This is a genomic window from Microbacterium sp. 1.5R, assembly GCF_007667425.1.
Lineage (GTDB): Bacteria > Actinomycetota > Actinomycetes > Actinomycetales > Microbacteriaceae > Microbacterium.
Window position 1 is genome coordinate 1,230,074 of the sequence record NZ_VDRC01000001.1, and the last position, 15,672, is coordinate 1,245,745.

Annotated in this window: 11 protein-coding genes; 3 read left to right on the forward strand and 8 right to left on the reverse strand. The window is 69.5% G+C overall.

Annotation, left to right across the window (positions count from 1 at the left end):
* Positions 1-32: 32 nt before the first annotated feature.
* On the forward strand, positions 33-1,550 hold the full coding sequence (locus FSY98_RS06035; protein WP_144874876.1) for a D-alanyl-D-alanine carboxypeptidase family protein: 1,518 nt from the start codon (positions 33-35) through the stop codon (positions 1,548-1,550).
* A gap of 251 nt (positions 1,551-1,801) precedes the next feature.
* Here FSY98_RS06035 and FSY98_RS06040 read toward each other — a convergent pair whose 3' ends face one another.
* The 3 genes from FSY98_RS06040 to FSY98_RS06050 form a co-directional block, all read right to left on the reverse strand.
* On the reverse strand, positions 1,802-4,033 hold the full coding sequence (locus FSY98_RS06040; protein WP_144874878.1) for an ABC transporter ATP-binding protein: 2,232 nt from the start codon (positions 4,031-4,033) through the stop codon (positions 1,802-1,804).
* The gene (locus tag FSY98_RS06045; protein WP_144874880.1) at positions 4,030-5,757 is read right to left on the reverse strand and encodes an ABC transporter ATP-binding protein; all 1,728 of its coding nucleotides are present in this window, start codon (positions 5,755-5,757) and stop codon (positions 4,030-4,032) included. The genes FSY98_RS06040 and FSY98_RS06045 overlap by 4 nt, the downstream gene beginning before the upstream one ends.
* Before the next feature lie 199 nt (positions 5,758-5,956).
* A complete protein-coding gene (locus FSY98_RS06050; protein WP_144874882.1) occupies positions 5,957-7,018 on the reverse strand; it encodes an enoyl-CoA hydratase/isomerase family protein in 1,062 nt (353 codons plus the stop codon).
* Between the two features lie 121 nt (positions 7,019-7,139).
* Here FSY98_RS06050 and FSY98_RS06055 point away from each other — a divergent pair, with 121 nt between their 5' ends.
* Entirely contained in the window at positions 7,140-8,936 is a 1,797-nt protein-coding gene (locus FSY98_RS06055; protein ID WP_144874883.1) for an ATP-binding cassette domain-containing protein, read from the forward strand.
* Positions 8,937-9,009: 73 nt separating this feature from the next.
* Here FSY98_RS06055 and FSY98_RS06060 read toward each other — a convergent pair whose 3' ends face one another.
* On the reverse strand, positions 9,010-9,459 hold the full coding sequence (locus FSY98_RS06060) for a hypothetical protein (RefSeq protein ID WP_144874885.1): 450 nt from the start codon (positions 9,457-9,459) through the stop codon (positions 9,010-9,012).
* Positions 9,460-9,602: 143 nt separating this feature from the next.
* Between FSY98_RS06060 and FSY98_RS06065 the strand changes: the two genes are divergently transcribed.
* Complete coding sequence (locus FSY98_RS06065) at positions 9,603-11,159, forward strand: HNH endonuclease signature motif containing protein (RefSeq protein ID WP_144874887.1); 1,557 nt, start codon at positions 9,603-9,605, stop codon at positions 11,157-11,159.
* Between the two features lie 271 nt (positions 11,160-11,430).
* Here the strand turns inward: FSY98_RS06065 and hemL are convergent, their stop codons facing one another.
* The 4 genes from hemL to hemC all read right to left on the reverse strand — a co-directional run bounded on the left by hemL (position 11,431) and on the right by hemC (position 15,669).
* Positions 11,431-12,753 carry a glutamate-1-semialdehyde 2,1-aminomutase gene (gene hemL, locus FSY98_RS06070; RefSeq protein WP_144874889.1) on the reverse strand — a complete coding sequence of 441 codons (1,323 nt, stop codon included), beginning with the start codon at positions 12,751-12,753 and terminating at the stop codon, positions 11,431-11,433.
* Between the two features lie 140 nt (positions 12,754-12,893).
* Positions 12,894-13,871 (reverse strand): porphobilinogen synthase, encoded by a 978-nt coding sequence (gene hemB / locus FSY98_RS06075; RefSeq protein WP_144874891.1) that lies wholly within the window; start codon positions 13,869-13,871, stop codon positions 12,894-12,896.
* The gene (locus FSY98_RS06080; protein WP_144874893.1) at positions 13,868-14,659 is read right to left on the reverse strand and encodes a uroporphyrinogen-III synthase; all 792 of its coding nucleotides are present in this window, start codon (positions 14,657-14,659) and stop codon (positions 13,868-13,870) included. Before FSY98_RS06080 ends, hemB begins: the two co-directional genes overlap by 4 nt.
* Complete coding sequence (gene hemC / locus FSY98_RS06085; RefSeq protein WP_144874895.1) at positions 14,656-15,669, reverse strand: hydroxymethylbilane synthase; 1,014 nt, start codon at positions 15,667-15,669, stop codon at positions 14,656-14,658. Before hemC ends, FSY98_RS06080 begins: the two co-directional genes overlap by 4 nt.
* Positions 15,670-15,672 lie beyond the last annotated feature (3 nt).

The window sequence follows — 15,672 nt, forward strand, 5'->3', positions numbered from 1 at the left end:
GATCTCGACCGCGATTCGGTTACCGTGAGGGGGTGACCGCTCCAGACTCCGCCGAGGCCACCCCCGTCGCACCGTCCGCGAAGGCGTCGCGGGCGGGTTCGGCGCTGACGCACGACGCCCCGCCGGTGGAGCGGGACGGCCTGGACGAGCTCGGCATGCGTGGCGGCGAGCCGATCGACGCACGGTGGGCGGAGGACGGAACGGCCGCCACCGCCCTCACCTGGGTCGACCCGGGTGAGGTCTCGGAAGCGACCGTGGTGCCGTCGTTCTCCGGCGCCGGCGAGACCGATGCGTCCGGCTCCCTCCTCGCAGGCGCGCGGCTCCGCAGAGGCGGCGCAGCTGCCGGGGCCCTCGTGCCGATCGGTGTGCTGGTCGGCCTTCTCGGAACGTACGTCGGTGCCACGATGCTGTGGCCGCTGCACGAACTGCCCCCGACGGTGCAGGCGGCGGAATTCGCCTCGACGGCGGCGCCTGCCGCCGACATCCTGTGGCCGGCTCAGGGGAGCGCCGCGGTCGGCGTCGGAGGCATCGACACGACGGCGTCATCGGTCGACCAGGCGGCGATCGCGAGCGTGACCAAGGTGGTGTCGAGCCTCATGGTGCTCGATCGGATGCCGTTGCAGCCCGGCGAGCAGGGGCCGGAGTTCGCCTTCACGCGCGCGGACAATCTCGCGTACTGGGACTATCGGCGATCGGACCAGTCGGCCCTCGACGTCCCCGTCGGCGGCACCCTGACCGAATATCAGCTGCTGCAGGGCACGCTCCTCGGATCCGCCAACAACTACATCGACCGGCTGACCCGCGAGATCTGGGGGTCGAATGCGGCGTTCGCGGATGCTGCGCAGGTGTGGCTCCGCGACCGCGGCCTCGAGGGCATCACGATCGCGACGCCCTCTGGCTTCGACGCGCGCAATACCGCGACCCCCGAGGCGCTGGTCGCGCTCGCCGAACGCGCCATGCAGAATCCCGTCTTCGCGGGCATCGTCAGCACCGTCTCGGTCGACCTGCCGGGGGCCGGGACGGTCGTGAACACCAACGGGATGCTGGCCGATGCCGGCGTCGTCGGGGTGAAGACGGGAACCCTCGGCGACAGCTGGAACCTGCTCACGGCGAAGGACATCGAGATCGACGACACCACGGTGCGGGTGTTCGCCGCAGTGCTCGGGCAGACCGACGATGAGCAGCGGCTGTCGGAGACGCGTGCTCTCTTCGCCCAGGTGGAATCGGCTCTGAGCGCTCAGGAGCCGGCCGTTCCGAAGGGGACGGTGGTCGGAACCGTCACGACCCTGTGGGGAACGACGGTCGAGATCGTCACGGCACAGGACTCCGATGTCGTGCTCTGGAACGGCGCGGGCGCCCAGAGCACACCGACGTTCGACCTCGGCGACCACCGCGAGGACGGCGACGAGGTCGGCTCGTTGCTGGTGGCGGGACCGCTGGACTCGGTCGTCACTCCACTCACTCTCGACGCCGAGGTCGCAGGACCGGATCCGTGGTGGCGGCTCACCCATCCCTTCGAGCTGTTCGGCCTCGCCGAAGCGCAGCGCTGACCGGGTTCGCCCCGCGGCGCGTCAGTCGGCCGCTGCTGCGGCACCGTTCACTCGGAACCGGAGGCGGCGTCGTTCAGTTGACGCCTGTTGCGGGGACGTTCACTCGGAACCGGAGGCGGCGTCGTTCAGTTGACGCCTGCTGCGGGGATTCCGCGCGAACAGCGACGTCAGGTGCCAACTCAGCGCCGGGCGCCAATCCGCATGAGAGCGCCGCGCCCCCCGGGCGGGGCGCGGCGCTCTCCTCGCGGGACTCAGCCCTGAGACTCACCGTCCGAGCGTTCGACGACAGCCTTGGCCGCCGCGGCCTCGGCCACCGGCTGCTGCGCTCCCACCGATGCGCCGACGTGGGCCGCGGCGATCTCGTCGGCCTCACCGCTGACCACCACCGGCGTAGTGCCGGTGCCGGTGCTTTCGGCATCGATGTCGGTCGCAGCCTGCTCGAACTGCGACTGGTAGAGACGCCAGTACGCGCCCTGCGCGGCGATCAGTTCGTCGTGCGTGCCCTTCTCGACGATGTCGCCGTGCTCCATCACGAGGATGAGGTCGGCGTCACGGATCGTCGACAGGCGGTGAGCGATCACGAACGAGGTACGTCCCTGTCGAAGGGCCGCCATCGCGTTCTGCAGCAACAGCTCGGTGCGGGTGTCGACCGCCGACGTCGCCTCGTCGAGGATGAGGATCGAGGGTTGCGCGACGAACGCGCGGGCGATCGTGATGAGCTGACGCTCGCCTGCCGAGACGTTGGAGGCGTCCTCGTCGAGCACGGTGTCGTACCCCTCGGGGAGCGCGTGGACGAACCTGTCGACGTAGGTGGCCTTCGCCGCCTCCAGCACTTCCTCATCGGTCGCGGTGGAGCGTCCGTATCGGATGTTCTCGCGGATCGTGCCGGCGAACAGCCACGGATCCTGCAGCACCATACCGGTGCGCGACCGCAGCTCGTCGCGGGTGATCTCCGAGATGTCCTGGCCGTCGAGGGTGATCCGACCGCCGCTGAGCTCATAGAACCGCATGATGAGGTTCACGAGCGTGGTCTTCCCCGCACCGGTCGGACCGACGATCGCGACCGTCTGCCCCGGTTCGACGCGGAACGACAGGTCGGTGATGAGCGGTCGTTCCGGGGTGTACGAGAACTGGACGTTCGCGAACTCGATGACGCCGCGGCCTTCCTGGAACGGCGAGGCGTCCTTCGGGTCGGCTTCCTGCTCATCGGCGTCGAGGAGTTCGAACACCCGCTCGGCTGACGCGGTGCCGGACTGCACGACTGCCGCCATGCCACCGAGCTCGGAGAGCGGCTGGGTGAACTGCTGGGAGTACTGGATGAACGCCTGCACGTCTCCGATGCGGAGCTGACCGCTGGCGACCATCAGACCGCCGAGCACCGCGATGCCCACGTACGTGAGGCTGCCGACGAACGTCATCGCGGGCATGATGATGCCGGAGAGGAACTGGGCCTTGAAGCTCGCCTCGAACAACTCCTCGTTCTCATCTTTGAACTTCTGCAGGGCGTCCTGCTCGCGGCCGAACACCTTGACCAGCGCGTGACCCGAGAAGGACTCCTCGACGCGGGCGTTGAGCCGGCCGACCTTGCGCCACTGCGAGCCGAATGCCTTCTGCGAGCGCGGTCCGATGACGCCGAAGATCACCGCCATGAGCGGGAGGGCGATCAGCGCCACGAGCGCGAGCTGCCAGGAGATCGAGAACATCAGCACGAGCACGCCGACCACGGTCAGCACCGCCGTCAGCGCACCCGACAGCGACTGCTGCATGGTCTGCGTGATGTTGTCGATGTCGTTCGTGACCCGCGAGATGAGGTCGCCTCGCTGCACCTTGTCGAAGTACGACAGCGGCAGGCGGTTGATCTTCGCCTCAACGCGCTCGCGCAGCCGCCACATGGTGCGCACCATGATCACGTTGATGACGTAGCCCTGGACCCAGCTGAGGAAGGCTGCCACGACATAGATCGCGAGCACGGCGGCGATGATCCACCGCAGCGCGTCGAAGTCGATTCCCGACCCGACCTGGAAGTCGTGGAGCGCCGCCACCTGGTTCGCGTAGTCGTCCTGCCCTGACGCGCGCAGCTGCTCGACCACCTCGGCCTTCGGGGTCCCCGTGGGGAACCCGGGGAAATCACCCTGGGACTGCCCGAGCTGGTTGGCGATGAAGCCCGTGTAGATGAGGTTCGTGGCCTCGGCGAGCACCTTCGGCGCGGCCACGGTGAGCACCACCCCGATCGCGCCGAGGATCGACACGAACACGAACCACACGGCCGACGGCCTGAGCAGTCCGATCATGCGGCTGAAGCTGCGGCCGAAGTCGTCGGCCTTGCCGGGTGCGACGCTGTCCCACCCGCCGCCGTTCTGGCGCGCCTTCTCGGCGAGCTCGGCCTCGTACTTCTCCTCGTCCGTGAGCTCGCGCTCGATGACCGGCGCCTCGGCGCCGCCACCGCGCTGACGCCGCGGCTTCTGCGGCTTCCCGTCGCTCATGCGTCCACCCCCAGCTGCGACTCGACGATCTCTCGATAGGTGGTGCTCGTCTCGAGCAGCTCCTCGTGCGTGCCGACTCCGACCATCGTGCCGCCGTCGAGCACGACGATGCGGTCGGCGTCGGTGATCGTGGAGACGCGCTGAGCGACGACGATCTTCGTCACGTGCGGCAGCTCTCGCCAGAGAGCCTGCCGGAGACGCGCGTCGGTGGTGAGGTCGAGTGCGGAGAACGAGTCGTCGAACACGAGGATCTGCGGCTGTCGCACGATCGCCCTGGCGATGGCGAGCCGCTGCCGCTGGCCGCCCGATACGTTCGTGCCCCCCTGCGCGATGCGGGAGTCGAGCCCTTCGGGCATCTCCTCGACGAAGTCGCGGCCCTGCGCGATCTCGAGCGCGTGCCAGAGGTCGTCGTCCGTGGCATCCTCCCGGCCGTATCGGAGGTTCGACGCCACGGTGCCGGTGAAGAGGAACGGCCGCTGCGGCACGAGCCCGATGGATGCCCAGAGCGCCTCGACGTCGGCATCGCGCACGTCGGTGCCGCCGACGTGCGCGGCTCCGCCCGAGACGTCGAAGAGGCGGGGGATGAGCGACACGAGCGTCGTCTTGCCCGCGCCGGTCGAACCGACGATCGCGACCGTCTCGCCCGGCCGTGCGCCGAAGCTGATGCCCGAGAGGACCGGAGCGTCGGCCCCCGGGTAGGTGAAGGAGACGTCGTCGAAAGCCACGGCACCCGGGTCGGGGAATTCGGTGATCCCGGCATCGGGGCGCGTCATGCTGGACTCGGTGTCGAGCACCTCGCCGATGCGCTCCGCCGACACGGCAGCCCGGGGGATCATGATCGCCATGAAGCTGGCCATGATGACACCGCCCATGATCTGGCCGATGTACTGCATGAACGCGAAGATCGTGCCGACCTGAGCGGTGCCCGCGTTCACTTCGATGCCGCCGAACCAGATGACGGCGACGACGGTGACGTTGAGAATCAGCATGAACAGCGGGAAGAGCAGCACGAAGAGCGAGCCGACCCGCCGGCCGACGACCATGATGTCGGTGTTCGCCTCGCGGAACCGCCCTTCTTCGATGCGTTCGCGCACGAAGGCGCGCACGACGCGCACGCCGGTCAGCTGCTCGCGCATGACGCGGTTCACGGCGTCGAGCTTGCCCTGGTAGCTGCGGAACAGCGGCACCATGCGGCTCACGACCAGCCCGGCCACGATGAGGAGCAAGGGCACCGAGACCGCGATCAGCCAGCTGAGACCGACGTTGGTCTGGATCGCGAAGATGATGCCGCCGATCGCGAGCAGCGGGGCGGTGACGAGCATCGTCGCACCCATCATCGCGAGCATCTGAACCTGCTGCACGTCGTTCGTGTTGCGGGTGATGAGCGAACCGGCGCCGAACTGCGACACTTCACGCTCGGAGAACCCGCTCACCCGACCGAACACGTCGGCGCGGATGTCGCGGCCGGCCCCCATCGCGGCACGCGCCGCGAAGTAGGTCGCGATGATCGACGCGACGATCTGACCCAGCGACACCGCGAGCATGAAGAGCCCGGTGCGCCAGATGTAGGCGGTGTCGGAGAGTGCGACGCCCTTGTTGATGATGTCTTCGTTCAGACGGGGCAGGTAGAGGGTGGCCAGAGCACTCGCGAACTGGAACACCAGCACGACGAGCAGCAGCCATTTGTAGCGGGCCAGATAGCGGACGAGGATTTTTCCCAGCACAGGCGGACTTTCTATGAAGGGTGACGCAGCGGATCTCCCGGCGGGCGGACGCGGGCCGACGATCGCGCACATGCAAGAGTGCCACGAACCGCCGACATTCGTATCCCCCTCCGGGAGGACCTTCGCTCACAGCGAAGCGCTCCACCCGCTCCCCCGCTTTGTTGCACCCCGGCGAACTACTCGTGCCGCAGGGACGGCGTCAGAACAGCGCGCGCTCCGGAACGTATGCGCGCGCATCGGCCCCGGCATCCTCTGCGAGATCCGCGATCGACGGAGGCTGCCATCTCGGAGTCCGATCCTTGTCGACGAGCTGAGCTCTGATCCCCTCCACGAGGTCGGGGTGCCTCATGACGAACCACATGACCCGGCGGTACTCGCCCGCCAGCGCCTCCCGCAGGCCGCCCATCGCGCGCGCCTCACGGATCGCGTCGAGAGTCACGGCCAGCGCGGTCGGCGCGAGGCTCTCGAGCAGGTCGGCGGTGGCCGCGGCATCCTGCTCCTCGCGCGTCCGCAGCCGCTCCACGATCCCGGCGACGGTGTCGGCCGAGAACGCATCGTCGATCCACGCGCGCGAGGCGGGCACCTGCGAGGGATCCGGCGTCTCGTCGAACAGGAGCACGATCTCGGAGGGGCCGGTCGGGTCCGCGCGATAGGCGAGCGCCTCACGAAGGGCGTCGAGCCGGTCCGAGGGCACCATGTGGTCGGCGAACCCGAGCAGCACGGCGTCTGCGGCATCCATCGTCGAACCCGTCAGCCCGAAGTACTCGCCGAGTCGACCCGGCATCCGACTGAGCAGCCACGTGCCGCCGACGTCGGGGGTGAAGCCGATGCGCGTCTCGGGCATCGCCAGCTTCGAGCGCTCCGTCACGACCCGGATGGCCGCATGCCCGGAGAGGCCGATACCGCCGCCCATCGTGATGCCGTCGGCGATCGTGACGACCGGCTTCGGATACTCCGCGATCAGGGCGTCGAGGGCGTACTCCGCTCGGAAGAACTCCGCGGTGACATCGGTGTCGCCGGCCACGATCTGCGAGTACAGTGCCCGGACGTCACCGCCCGCGCACATGCCGCGCTCTCCTGCGCCGTCGATCAGGACGATCTGCACGTCGCTGTCGTGACGCCAGTCTTCGAGGGCTTCGGCGAGCAGGTCGATCATCCCCGGGTCGAGCGCGTTGATCGCCTCAGGACGATTGAGGGTGAGTCGCCCCAGCGCTCCCTCCGTGCTGACGAGGACCCGAGGCGCGGTGGTGGAATCGGTCACGGGTGTCAGGCTACCCGCTCGATCGACGCTTGCCTTCGGAGCGGATGATGCGGTAAATACGCGATCGGACGGCTTTTCCGGCAGGATAGACGGAACTGCCCATTGCAACGAGAGGTCGCGGATGCCCGACGGACAGGTGCTCGAGTTCACGCGCGTGACGAAGCGCTTCAATGACGTGACGGCGGTGTCCGACTTCTCCGCTCGAGTCGAGCCCGGAGCCGTCACCGCTTTCCTCGGCCCGAACGGCGCCGGCAAGACCACGACGCTTCGCATCCTGCTCGGCCAGGTGCGCGCGACGAATGGGTCCGCGACGATCGGCGGAGTCGCGCACTCCGAGCTGCGCCATCCGCTGCGCACGATCGGTTCCGTACTCGAAGAGACCGTGTACCGGCCGCGCCGCAGCGCGACCCGTCACCTCACCATCGCCGCGAAGGCCAACGGCATCCCCCTCTCGCGCGTCGACGAGGTGCTGTCGCTCGTCGGCCTGGAGCACGAGGCCGAGGGACGCATCGGGAGCTTCTCGCTCGGCATGCGACAGCGACTCAGCGTCGCACACGCCCTGCTCGGCGACCCCGGCGCGCTCGTGTTCGACGAGCCGGCCAACGGGCTCGACCCCGAGGGCATCCGCTGGATGCGCCTGCTGATGCGCCGCCTCGCCGACGAAGGCCGCACCGTACTGGTGTCGTCGCATGTGCTGAGCGAGGTCGAGCAGGTCGCCGACAACGTGCTCGTGCTCTCGAAGGGGCACCTCATGCTGTCGAGCGGCATCGAGAAGCTCGCAGACCCCACCGCCGGGTCGGTCGTGGTGGACGCAGCGGACCGCGATGCGCTGCGCCGCGCACTGGCCGACGCCGGATTCCAGATCGAGGTGCTGCGCTCGGGGCTTCGCGCCCGCGGCGGAGACGCCGCCAGAGTCGGCGCGATCGCCGCCGCTGCGGGCATCGCCCTGACCACGCTCGTGCAGCGCGGCCCCACTCTCGAGGACGTCTTCATCGAACTGGTGCGGGGCGGCACGCTCGAGCCGCGCGCGGCCGTCGCGGCATCCGAGTACGTTGCGGCGGATGCTGCGGCGGGTGCCGAGCCGGTCGCCGAGACAACGGTAGAGGCTGGGCCCGTCGCGGAGGCGGAGCCCGTCGGGGAGCCTGTCTCGGACGCCGGACCTGACGCGGATGCCGGCGCTGAGCCGGCGTCGAATGTTGGGCCCATCGCGACTGGCGACGCTGAGCCGGTCACGGACGCCGAACCCGTCACGGACGTAGATGCAGACGCAGACCCGGTCTCCGAGGCCGAATCATCGGCATCCGAGGCCGTCGTCGAGGGCGGACCGTCTTTCGACGACATCCTGTTCGGCGCCGGGTCCACGCAGGCCGACACCGGCGAGTGGGAAGACGATGCCGCAGGAGGATCCGGCGAATCCGGCGTCGACGTGTTCGAGGGCCTCGGCGAGACGGACGAGACAGACGCGACGGACGACACCGCGACCGACGACACCGCGACCGACGACACCGCGACCGACGACGGGTCCGATCCTCGCTCTGCGGCGGTCAGCTCGATGCTGGCGGCCGCAGCGCGGGCCTACTACGAGGACGAGCCTCGGGACTACCCGCACGGCGACTCCCCCGTCGCCGAGGAGCCTGACGAGTCCACCGCGCACGACGCCGTGATCGATCAGGTTCCCGACTGGTCGCCGACTGACGCCGCCGTGGACGCCGCCTCGGGGCCGGCGCAGCACGAGGGTCAGGAGCCGGGTGCCGATGACCAGCACCAGGACGGCGAACACGGGCACCACGACGACGAGCACGAGCACCACGATGCCGAACACGGGCACCACGATGCTGATCACCAGCACCACGACGGCGAGCATCAGCACCATGAAGGCGAGCATGAGCACCACGACGGCGAGCACCGCCACGACTGACCGCGCCGAGCCTGCCTGACAGTCGAATGCCTCCCCGCGGGTCAGCGGGGAGGCATTCCTGTATCCGGATTCTTCAGGCCGGCCGGGGGCGGATGACGGGGCGCCTGCGCTGCTTCGACACGGGCGTGGGTGCGGTGGCGACGATCTCCTCGACGTCGGCCGGCTCCTCCGTGACGGGAAGACGCAGCGCCTGGGTCAGCGAGAGTCCGTGGCGGGTGGTGAGGATCAGTCTGCGGAACTGCTCGTCGCCGTCGAGGTCGATCACGACGCTCGGACGATGCCGTCGGATCAGGACGAAGTCAGTGCTTCCCGCCGCCTTCCAGGTTCCGGCGGCGAGGATCCCCGGAATATGCGTTCCGGGGTTCGGCACGCCGCGCAACCAGGTCCATGCGTCGTCGGTCAGCTGCACCTTCGTGATCGTCTCGCGGACGATCCGCAGGTTGTCACGGTGGAAGCTCGCCGCACGCTCGATCGGCGAGAGCACGATCTCGAGTTGCGTCTGGTCCAGCAGCAACGTCACCATGCCCCCAGTCTGCCAGCGGCACCCTGCCAGTTGTCTGCGTCTTCTTCACAGGACAGCAACGATCCGTTGTGTCTACCAGCCATGCGCGCTCTTCCATTCCGATGTTCCGCTCGAGTTTCGAACAAATCTACTAAACTCCGAGCATGACCTCCACCGCCGATGCAGATTTCGAGCAGCGCACGACGCTGCTCGACGCGTGGTTGGAGACACGCCGCCAGATCGCGCAGCTCGAGGCGCGCGCGTCCCGCCTCCTCGCTGAGAGGATGCGGATCGGTCAGCGGGATGCCGCGGAGCACCCGTTCCATCGCGACACGATCCACCGGTCGATGGTCGCGGAATACGCCGCGGCCGGCCGCATCGCCAACGGCACAATGGAGTACGCGTTCACCGACGCCGCGTTCCTCGAGAAGGGGCATCCCGAGGTGCTCGCCGCGTTGCGGGCAGGAGCGATCACCGCGAGTCACGTGCGTGAGATCGTTCGCGCGAGCGGCGTCGTCCGCGAGGCGATCAACAACGGCAGGGCGGATGCCGGAGTGCTTGCGACCTTCGACACGGCAGCCCGCGTCGTGGCGGAGGCGGAGACGCCGGCACGCACCGCGGCGCACCTGAAGCGCCTCGCCGCGGCCTTGGCGGACGCGACCGTGGTCGAGCGGCATGAGCGAGCGCGATCGGAGCGAATGGTGACCATGCGCTCCGTGGACGACGGTCTCGCGCTGCTCACGGTCGTGCTCCCCGAGCACCTCGCCAGCGCGATCATGGACAGGCTCACTCAGCTCGCCCGGGGAGTGGTCGCTGCTCGTCGGACGCCGACGGCGCGCCCGACGGACGGCGAACAGCAGGCCCAGCTCCTCGGCGCAGTCGACCACACGGCGATCTTCGCCGACGGCACCTTCACGACCGATCCCGATGGACATGCGACGGCGGAGACGCACGAGCAGTCGCAGAGCCGCGATGGTGCCTCAGATTCGGACGCGTCCACTGACTCGGACTCGAACGCACACGCCGGCTCAGACGTCAGCGCCAGCCCCAGCCCCAGCCCCAGCGCCAGCCCCAGCTCCAGCTCCAGCTCCGGCTCCGGCTCCAGCTCCAGCGTCAGCCCCAGCGCCAGCCCCTTAGACCCGCGCACGCTCGACCAGGTACGTGCCGATCTGTTCGCCGACCTGCTGCTCACGGCTGCCACGAGTACGGCGAATGGTCCGGGTCTCGACAACATCCAGGGGCGCATACAGGTCACGGTCGCGGCGACCACGCTCGCCGGCCTCGACGAACGGCCTGCGGAGCTCGACGGTCGGGGACCTCTGCACCCCGACATCGCGCGCGACCTCGCCGGGCGCAACCTCGGGTGGTCGCGCCTGTTCCTCGACGCGACCGGCCTCGTGACCGAGACCGACACCTACACCCCCTCTGAGCCGATGCGGCGGTTCTTGAGAGCGAGGGACCAGCATTGCCGCTTTCCCGGGTGCAGGATGCCGGTGCACCGCTGCCAGATCGATCACACGCATGATCATGCGAAGGGTGGCCGCACCGAAGTCCACAACCTCGGGCACCTGTGCGCGAGTCATCACGTGCTCAAACATCCCGACATGGCGGGTGAATGTCGCTGGTCAGCGCGACAGCTCCCTGACGGAACCATCGACTGGATCAGCCCGCTCGGGCGAAGCTACCGCGATTCGCCGACGCGACGAGTCATATTCGTCTGATAGTCAGACCAGCCCCGCTCCCGGGGTCCACCGCGGTTCGCCGGACGCGGGATCACGCGTCCCGCGGACCAGTCGCAGACGCAGAATCATGCGCCCTGCAGACGCCGCCGCAGACGCCGCCGCAGACGCAGACGCAGACGCAGACGCAGACGCAGACGCAGGATCATGCGCCCTGCAGACGCAGACGCAGAATCCCCCGCCTGTACCCGCTTCGCATCCACCCGGTCCGGCCCGGCCTGGCCGTGAGGCGGGCACGGGACCGCGCGACGGCTCAGGCAGTCGCCGCAGCCGTAGCCGCCGCCGCAGCGGGAAGCGCCGCCTCGATGCGCTGCAGCTCGTCGTCACCGTGTGCTGCCGTGAGGAACCACGCCTCGAAGACGCTCGGCGGCAGAGCGACGCCCTGTTCGCGCATGCTGTGGAAGAACGGCGCATAGCGGAACGACTGCTGCGCCTGCGCCTCCGCGTAATCGCGCGGAGCGCTGTCGCGGAAGAACGCGCTGAAAAGACTGCCCGCGTGGGCGATGGCGTGCGCGACACCGGCGTCCGTCAGCGCGGCATCCAGTGCGGAGGCGATGCGGGAGGCCGCGGCATCCACCGTTGCGTACACCTCCGGGGTCGCCAGCCGAAGGGTCGCGAGTCCCGCCGCCACCGAGAGCGGATTCCCCGACAGGGTGCCCGCCTGGTAGACCGGACCGACCGGCGCCAACATGTCCATCACATCCGCGCGTCCGCCGAGCGCGGCGAGCGGCATCCCGCCACCGACGACCTTGCCGAACGTGAAGATGTCCGGTCGATAGTCCTCGCCCGCCGCGGCCTGCAGCCCCCAGAACCCCGCCGGGTGCACACGGAATCCGGTCAGCACCTCGTCGATGATCATCAACGCGCCATGCCGGTGCGCGACGTCCGCGAGGAAGCGGTTGAACCCCGGCTCCGGCGTCACGACGCCCATGTTGGCTGCGGCAGCCTCGACGATGACGGCGGCGATCCGGTCGCCGTGCTCAGCGAAGACCGCTTCCAGCGCCGCACGGTCGTTGTAGTCGATGACGAGGGTCTGCGCGGCGATCGGCGCGGGCACACCGGCCGATCCCGGCAGGGCGAGCGTCGCGACTCCGGAACCCGCCGCTGCCAGCAGCCCGTCGGAATGCCCGTGGTAGTGGCCGGCGAACTTCACGAGCAGGTCGCGGCCGGTCGCGCCTCGCGCCAACCGGATCGCCGTCATCGTCGCCTCGGTACCCGTCGACACCAGTCGCACGCGCTCGATCGGCGCGGCATCGCCGACGCGCACACGGCCGGCGATCAGCTCCGCCAGTTCCACCTCGCCCTCCGTCGGGGCACCGAACGACAGACCGCGGGTGGCGGCCTCCTGCACAGCGGCCACGACCTCCGGGTGAGCGTGCCCCAGCAGCGCAGGACCCCACGAGGCCACGAGATCGACGTACTCCACGCCGGCGGCATCCGTCACGAGCGCGCCCCGCGCCGATGCGAGGAACCGCGGCGTCCCGCCGACCGAACCATAGGCCCGCACCGGCGAATTCACGCCTCCGGGAATCACCGCACGGGCAGCGGAGAACAGGTCGTCATTGCGGTCGGTCACAGCACACTCCTCAGACGTCGCCGGAGAATTCCGGCACCCTCCAGGCTAGCCCGCGCGCCTGGGGGCGGGACTCAGGTGCGCCACCGCATCGGGGCCACGGGCGACCAGCCGGACGACCAGCCGCGTGGCCGACCGAACCGTCAGCCTCGCAGCCAGCGAGCCGCCTCCGTCGCCCAGTACGTCAGCAAGGCATCTGCTCCCGCGCGGCGGATCGAGAGCAACGACTCCAGGATCGAGGCACGCCGATCGATCCAGCCGTTCGCCGCGGCAGCCTCGACCATCGCGTACTCGCCGGACACCTGGTAGGCCCACACGGGCACCTGCACGGTGTCGCGGACCTCGCGCAGCACGTCGAGGAAGCCCATCGCCGGCTTGACCATGACGATGTCGGCGCCCTCCTGCTCGTCGACGACCGCCTCGCGCACGCCCTCGCGACGGTTGCCGGGGTCGAGCTGGTACGTGCGGCGGTCACCGCGCAGCTGGGAGTCGACCGCCTCGCGGAACGGTCCGTAGAACGCACTCGCGTACTTCGCGGCGTACGCCAACAGAAGCGTGTCGGTGAAGCCCTCGGCGTCGAGGGCACGGCGGATCACGGCGACCTGGCCGTCCATCATCCCGGAGAGACCCAGCAGCTGCGAGCCGGCACGCGCCTGCGACAGGGCCATCGACGTGTACCGCTCGAGGGTGGCGTCGTTGTCGACGGATCCGTCGGCGGCGAGCACACCGCAATGGCCGTGATCGGTGAACTCGTCGAGGCAGAGATCGGTCTGCACGACCAGCGCATCGCCCACCTCGGCGGCCAGCACCTCCGTCGCCACGTTGAGGATGCCCTTCGGGTCGTCTGCCCCCGAGCCGCGCGCATCGCGCACCGCCGGCACGCCGAACAGCATCACACCGCCGACACCGGCCTCTGCGGCCTCGGTCGCGACCGCGCGGAGCGAATCGAGCGAGTGCTGGGCGACACCGGGCATCGACCCGATGGGCTGCGCATCGGTCAGCCCCTCACGCACGAAGAGCGGAAGAACGAGCTGCCGCGGCTCCACGGACGTCTCCCGGACGAGACCGCGCATCGCCGGCGACTGACGCAGCCGCCGCATCCTCACATCGGGGAAGCTCATGGTGCCAGCTCGTCCGCCGCGTGCGGGAGCGTGAAGCTCGACACGGCCTCGATGAGGGCGTCCACCGTCTGCCGGTCGGCGATCACCGTGATCGGAAGGCCGGCCTTGTCGGCATCCCGCGCGGTGCGCGGCCCGATGGCCGCGAGGAGGGTGTCGTCGGGGATGCGGGGGAACTGCTCGCGCACCTGCGCGGCGACGGACCCGCTCGTGATGAGGATCGCATTGATGCGCCCGTTCTCCACGTCGCGCTTGATGCGATCCGTGACCGGCACGCCCACGGTGCGGTAGGCGACGACGCTGTCGACATCGTGCCCCGCCTCCTGCAGCAGCACGCTCAGCACGGGCTTCGCGATCTCGCTGCGGAGGGCGAGGATGCGGCGCGGCTGCGTCTCGAGGGCGATGAGCTGCTCGGCCATCCCCTCGGCGGAGTTGTCCTGCTCAGGGACGAGCGCGACCTCGTAGCCGACTGCCTGCAGAGCGGCCGCCGTCGTCTCTCCCACCGCGGCGATCTTCGTGCTGCGGGGCACGACGGCGCGGTGCGCGAACATGACATCGACGGTCGTCGCACTCGTGACGGTCAGCCAGTCGTAAGCGCCGTCCGCGAGCTGCGCCAGCGCGACGTCCAGCGTCGCCTGGTCGGTCGTCGGGGCGAAGTTGATGAGCGGCGCGACCACGGGAACCGCCCCCTGAGCGCGCAGGCTCGCGGCGACGCCATCGCCCCACGGGCCACCGCGGGGCACGAGGATGCGCCATCCGCTCAGCGGTCGGTCCTGCTTCGAATCAGTCATGAAGAATGCTCTCGGGAGACAAGGTCAGCCGCCCCTTGTTCGAGCAGCCGACGGGCAAGAGTTAACCCGAGCTCGCGCGCTGCGCGCATCGGGTCTGCGCCATCGGCAGCATCCGCATCATTGCCACTGCCGTTCCGACGAATATACTCCCCGTTCAGCACCTCGGTGACGTCGAGCCCGATCCTGCGCTCGCCCTCGGGGGCGTAGACCACCGTCCTGACCCGGATCTCATCGCCTGACAGCACCGCGTGCGCGGCCATCGGCGCCTGGCAGCCGGCGTCCAGGCCTTCGAGCACGGCGCGCTCCACGGTCACCGCGAGACGCGTGTCGTGGTCGTCGAGCGCGGCGAGCGCTTCGAGCAGCTCGGCAGGGGCATCGGCGAGGGTCTCCACACCGAGCGCGCCCTGCCCGGGTGCCGTGGGCCACTCAGCGAGGCCGAGCTCCTCGCGGTGCAGCGGCGAGTCGCTCCCGAGGCGCGAGAGTCCCGCGGCGGCGAGGATCACGGCATCCAGTTCGCCCGTGGCCACGCGTTGCAGACGCGAGTCGACGTTGCCGCGGATGTCGACGACCTGGGCATGCGGCGCACGCCGCTGCACCTGGGCGATGCGGCGGGGCGAGCCGGTGCCGACCGTGCTGCCCGTGCGCAGCTCGTGCAGCGGCGTGCCGCCGCGTGTGATCGCGACGTCCCGGGCGTCGACACGCGGCGGAGTCGCCGCGATCGTGAGTCCTTCGGGGATCGCGGTGGGCAGATCCTTGAGCGAATGCACCAGGAAGTCGCACTCACCGGCGAACAGCGCCTCGCGCAGCCGGGTCGCGAAGATCCCCTGGCCGCCGATCTCCGACAGAGACGCACGGTTCGTGTCGCCCTCGCTCGTGATCGGCACGAGCTCGACACGGCGACCGGAGACCTTCTCGAGGGCGGCGGCGACGTGACCGGACTGCGCCTGCGCGAGCGCGCTGCGACGGGTGCCCAGCCGGATCGGGGAGGACGGCGAAGACGAAGTACTCATGGA

Excerpts from the sequence above, each read along its gene's own strand:
- FSY98_RS06060 (WP_144874885.1), bottom strand. The coding sequence starts at position 9,459 with ATGGTGACGTTGCTGCTGGACCAGACGCAACTCGAGATCGTGCTCTCG.
- FSY98_RS06040 (WP_144874878.1), bottom strand. The coding sequence starts at position 4,033 with ATGAGCGACGGGAAGCCGCAGAAGCCGCGGCGTCAGCGCGGTGGCGGC.
- FSY98_RS06080 (WP_144874893.1), bottom strand. The coding sequence starts at position 14,659 with ATGACTGATTCGAAGCAGGACCGACCGCTGAGCGGATGGCGCATCCTC.
- hemC (WP_144874895.1), bottom strand. The coding sequence starts at position 15,669 with ATGAGTACTTCGTCTTCGCCGTCCTCCCCGATCCGGCTGGGCACCCGT.
- FSY98_RS06055 (WP_144874883.1), top strand. The coding sequence starts at position 7,140 with ATGCCCGACGGACAGGTGCTCGAGTTCACGCGCGTGACGAAGCGCTTC.
- hemB (WP_144874891.1), bottom strand. The coding sequence starts at position 13,871 with ATGAGCTTCCCCGATGTGAGGATGCGGCGGCTGCGTCAGTCGCCGGCG.
- FSY98_RS06065 (WP_144874887.1), top strand. The coding sequence starts at position 9,603 with ATGACCTCCACCGCCGATGCAGATTTCGAGCAGCGCACGACGCTGCTC.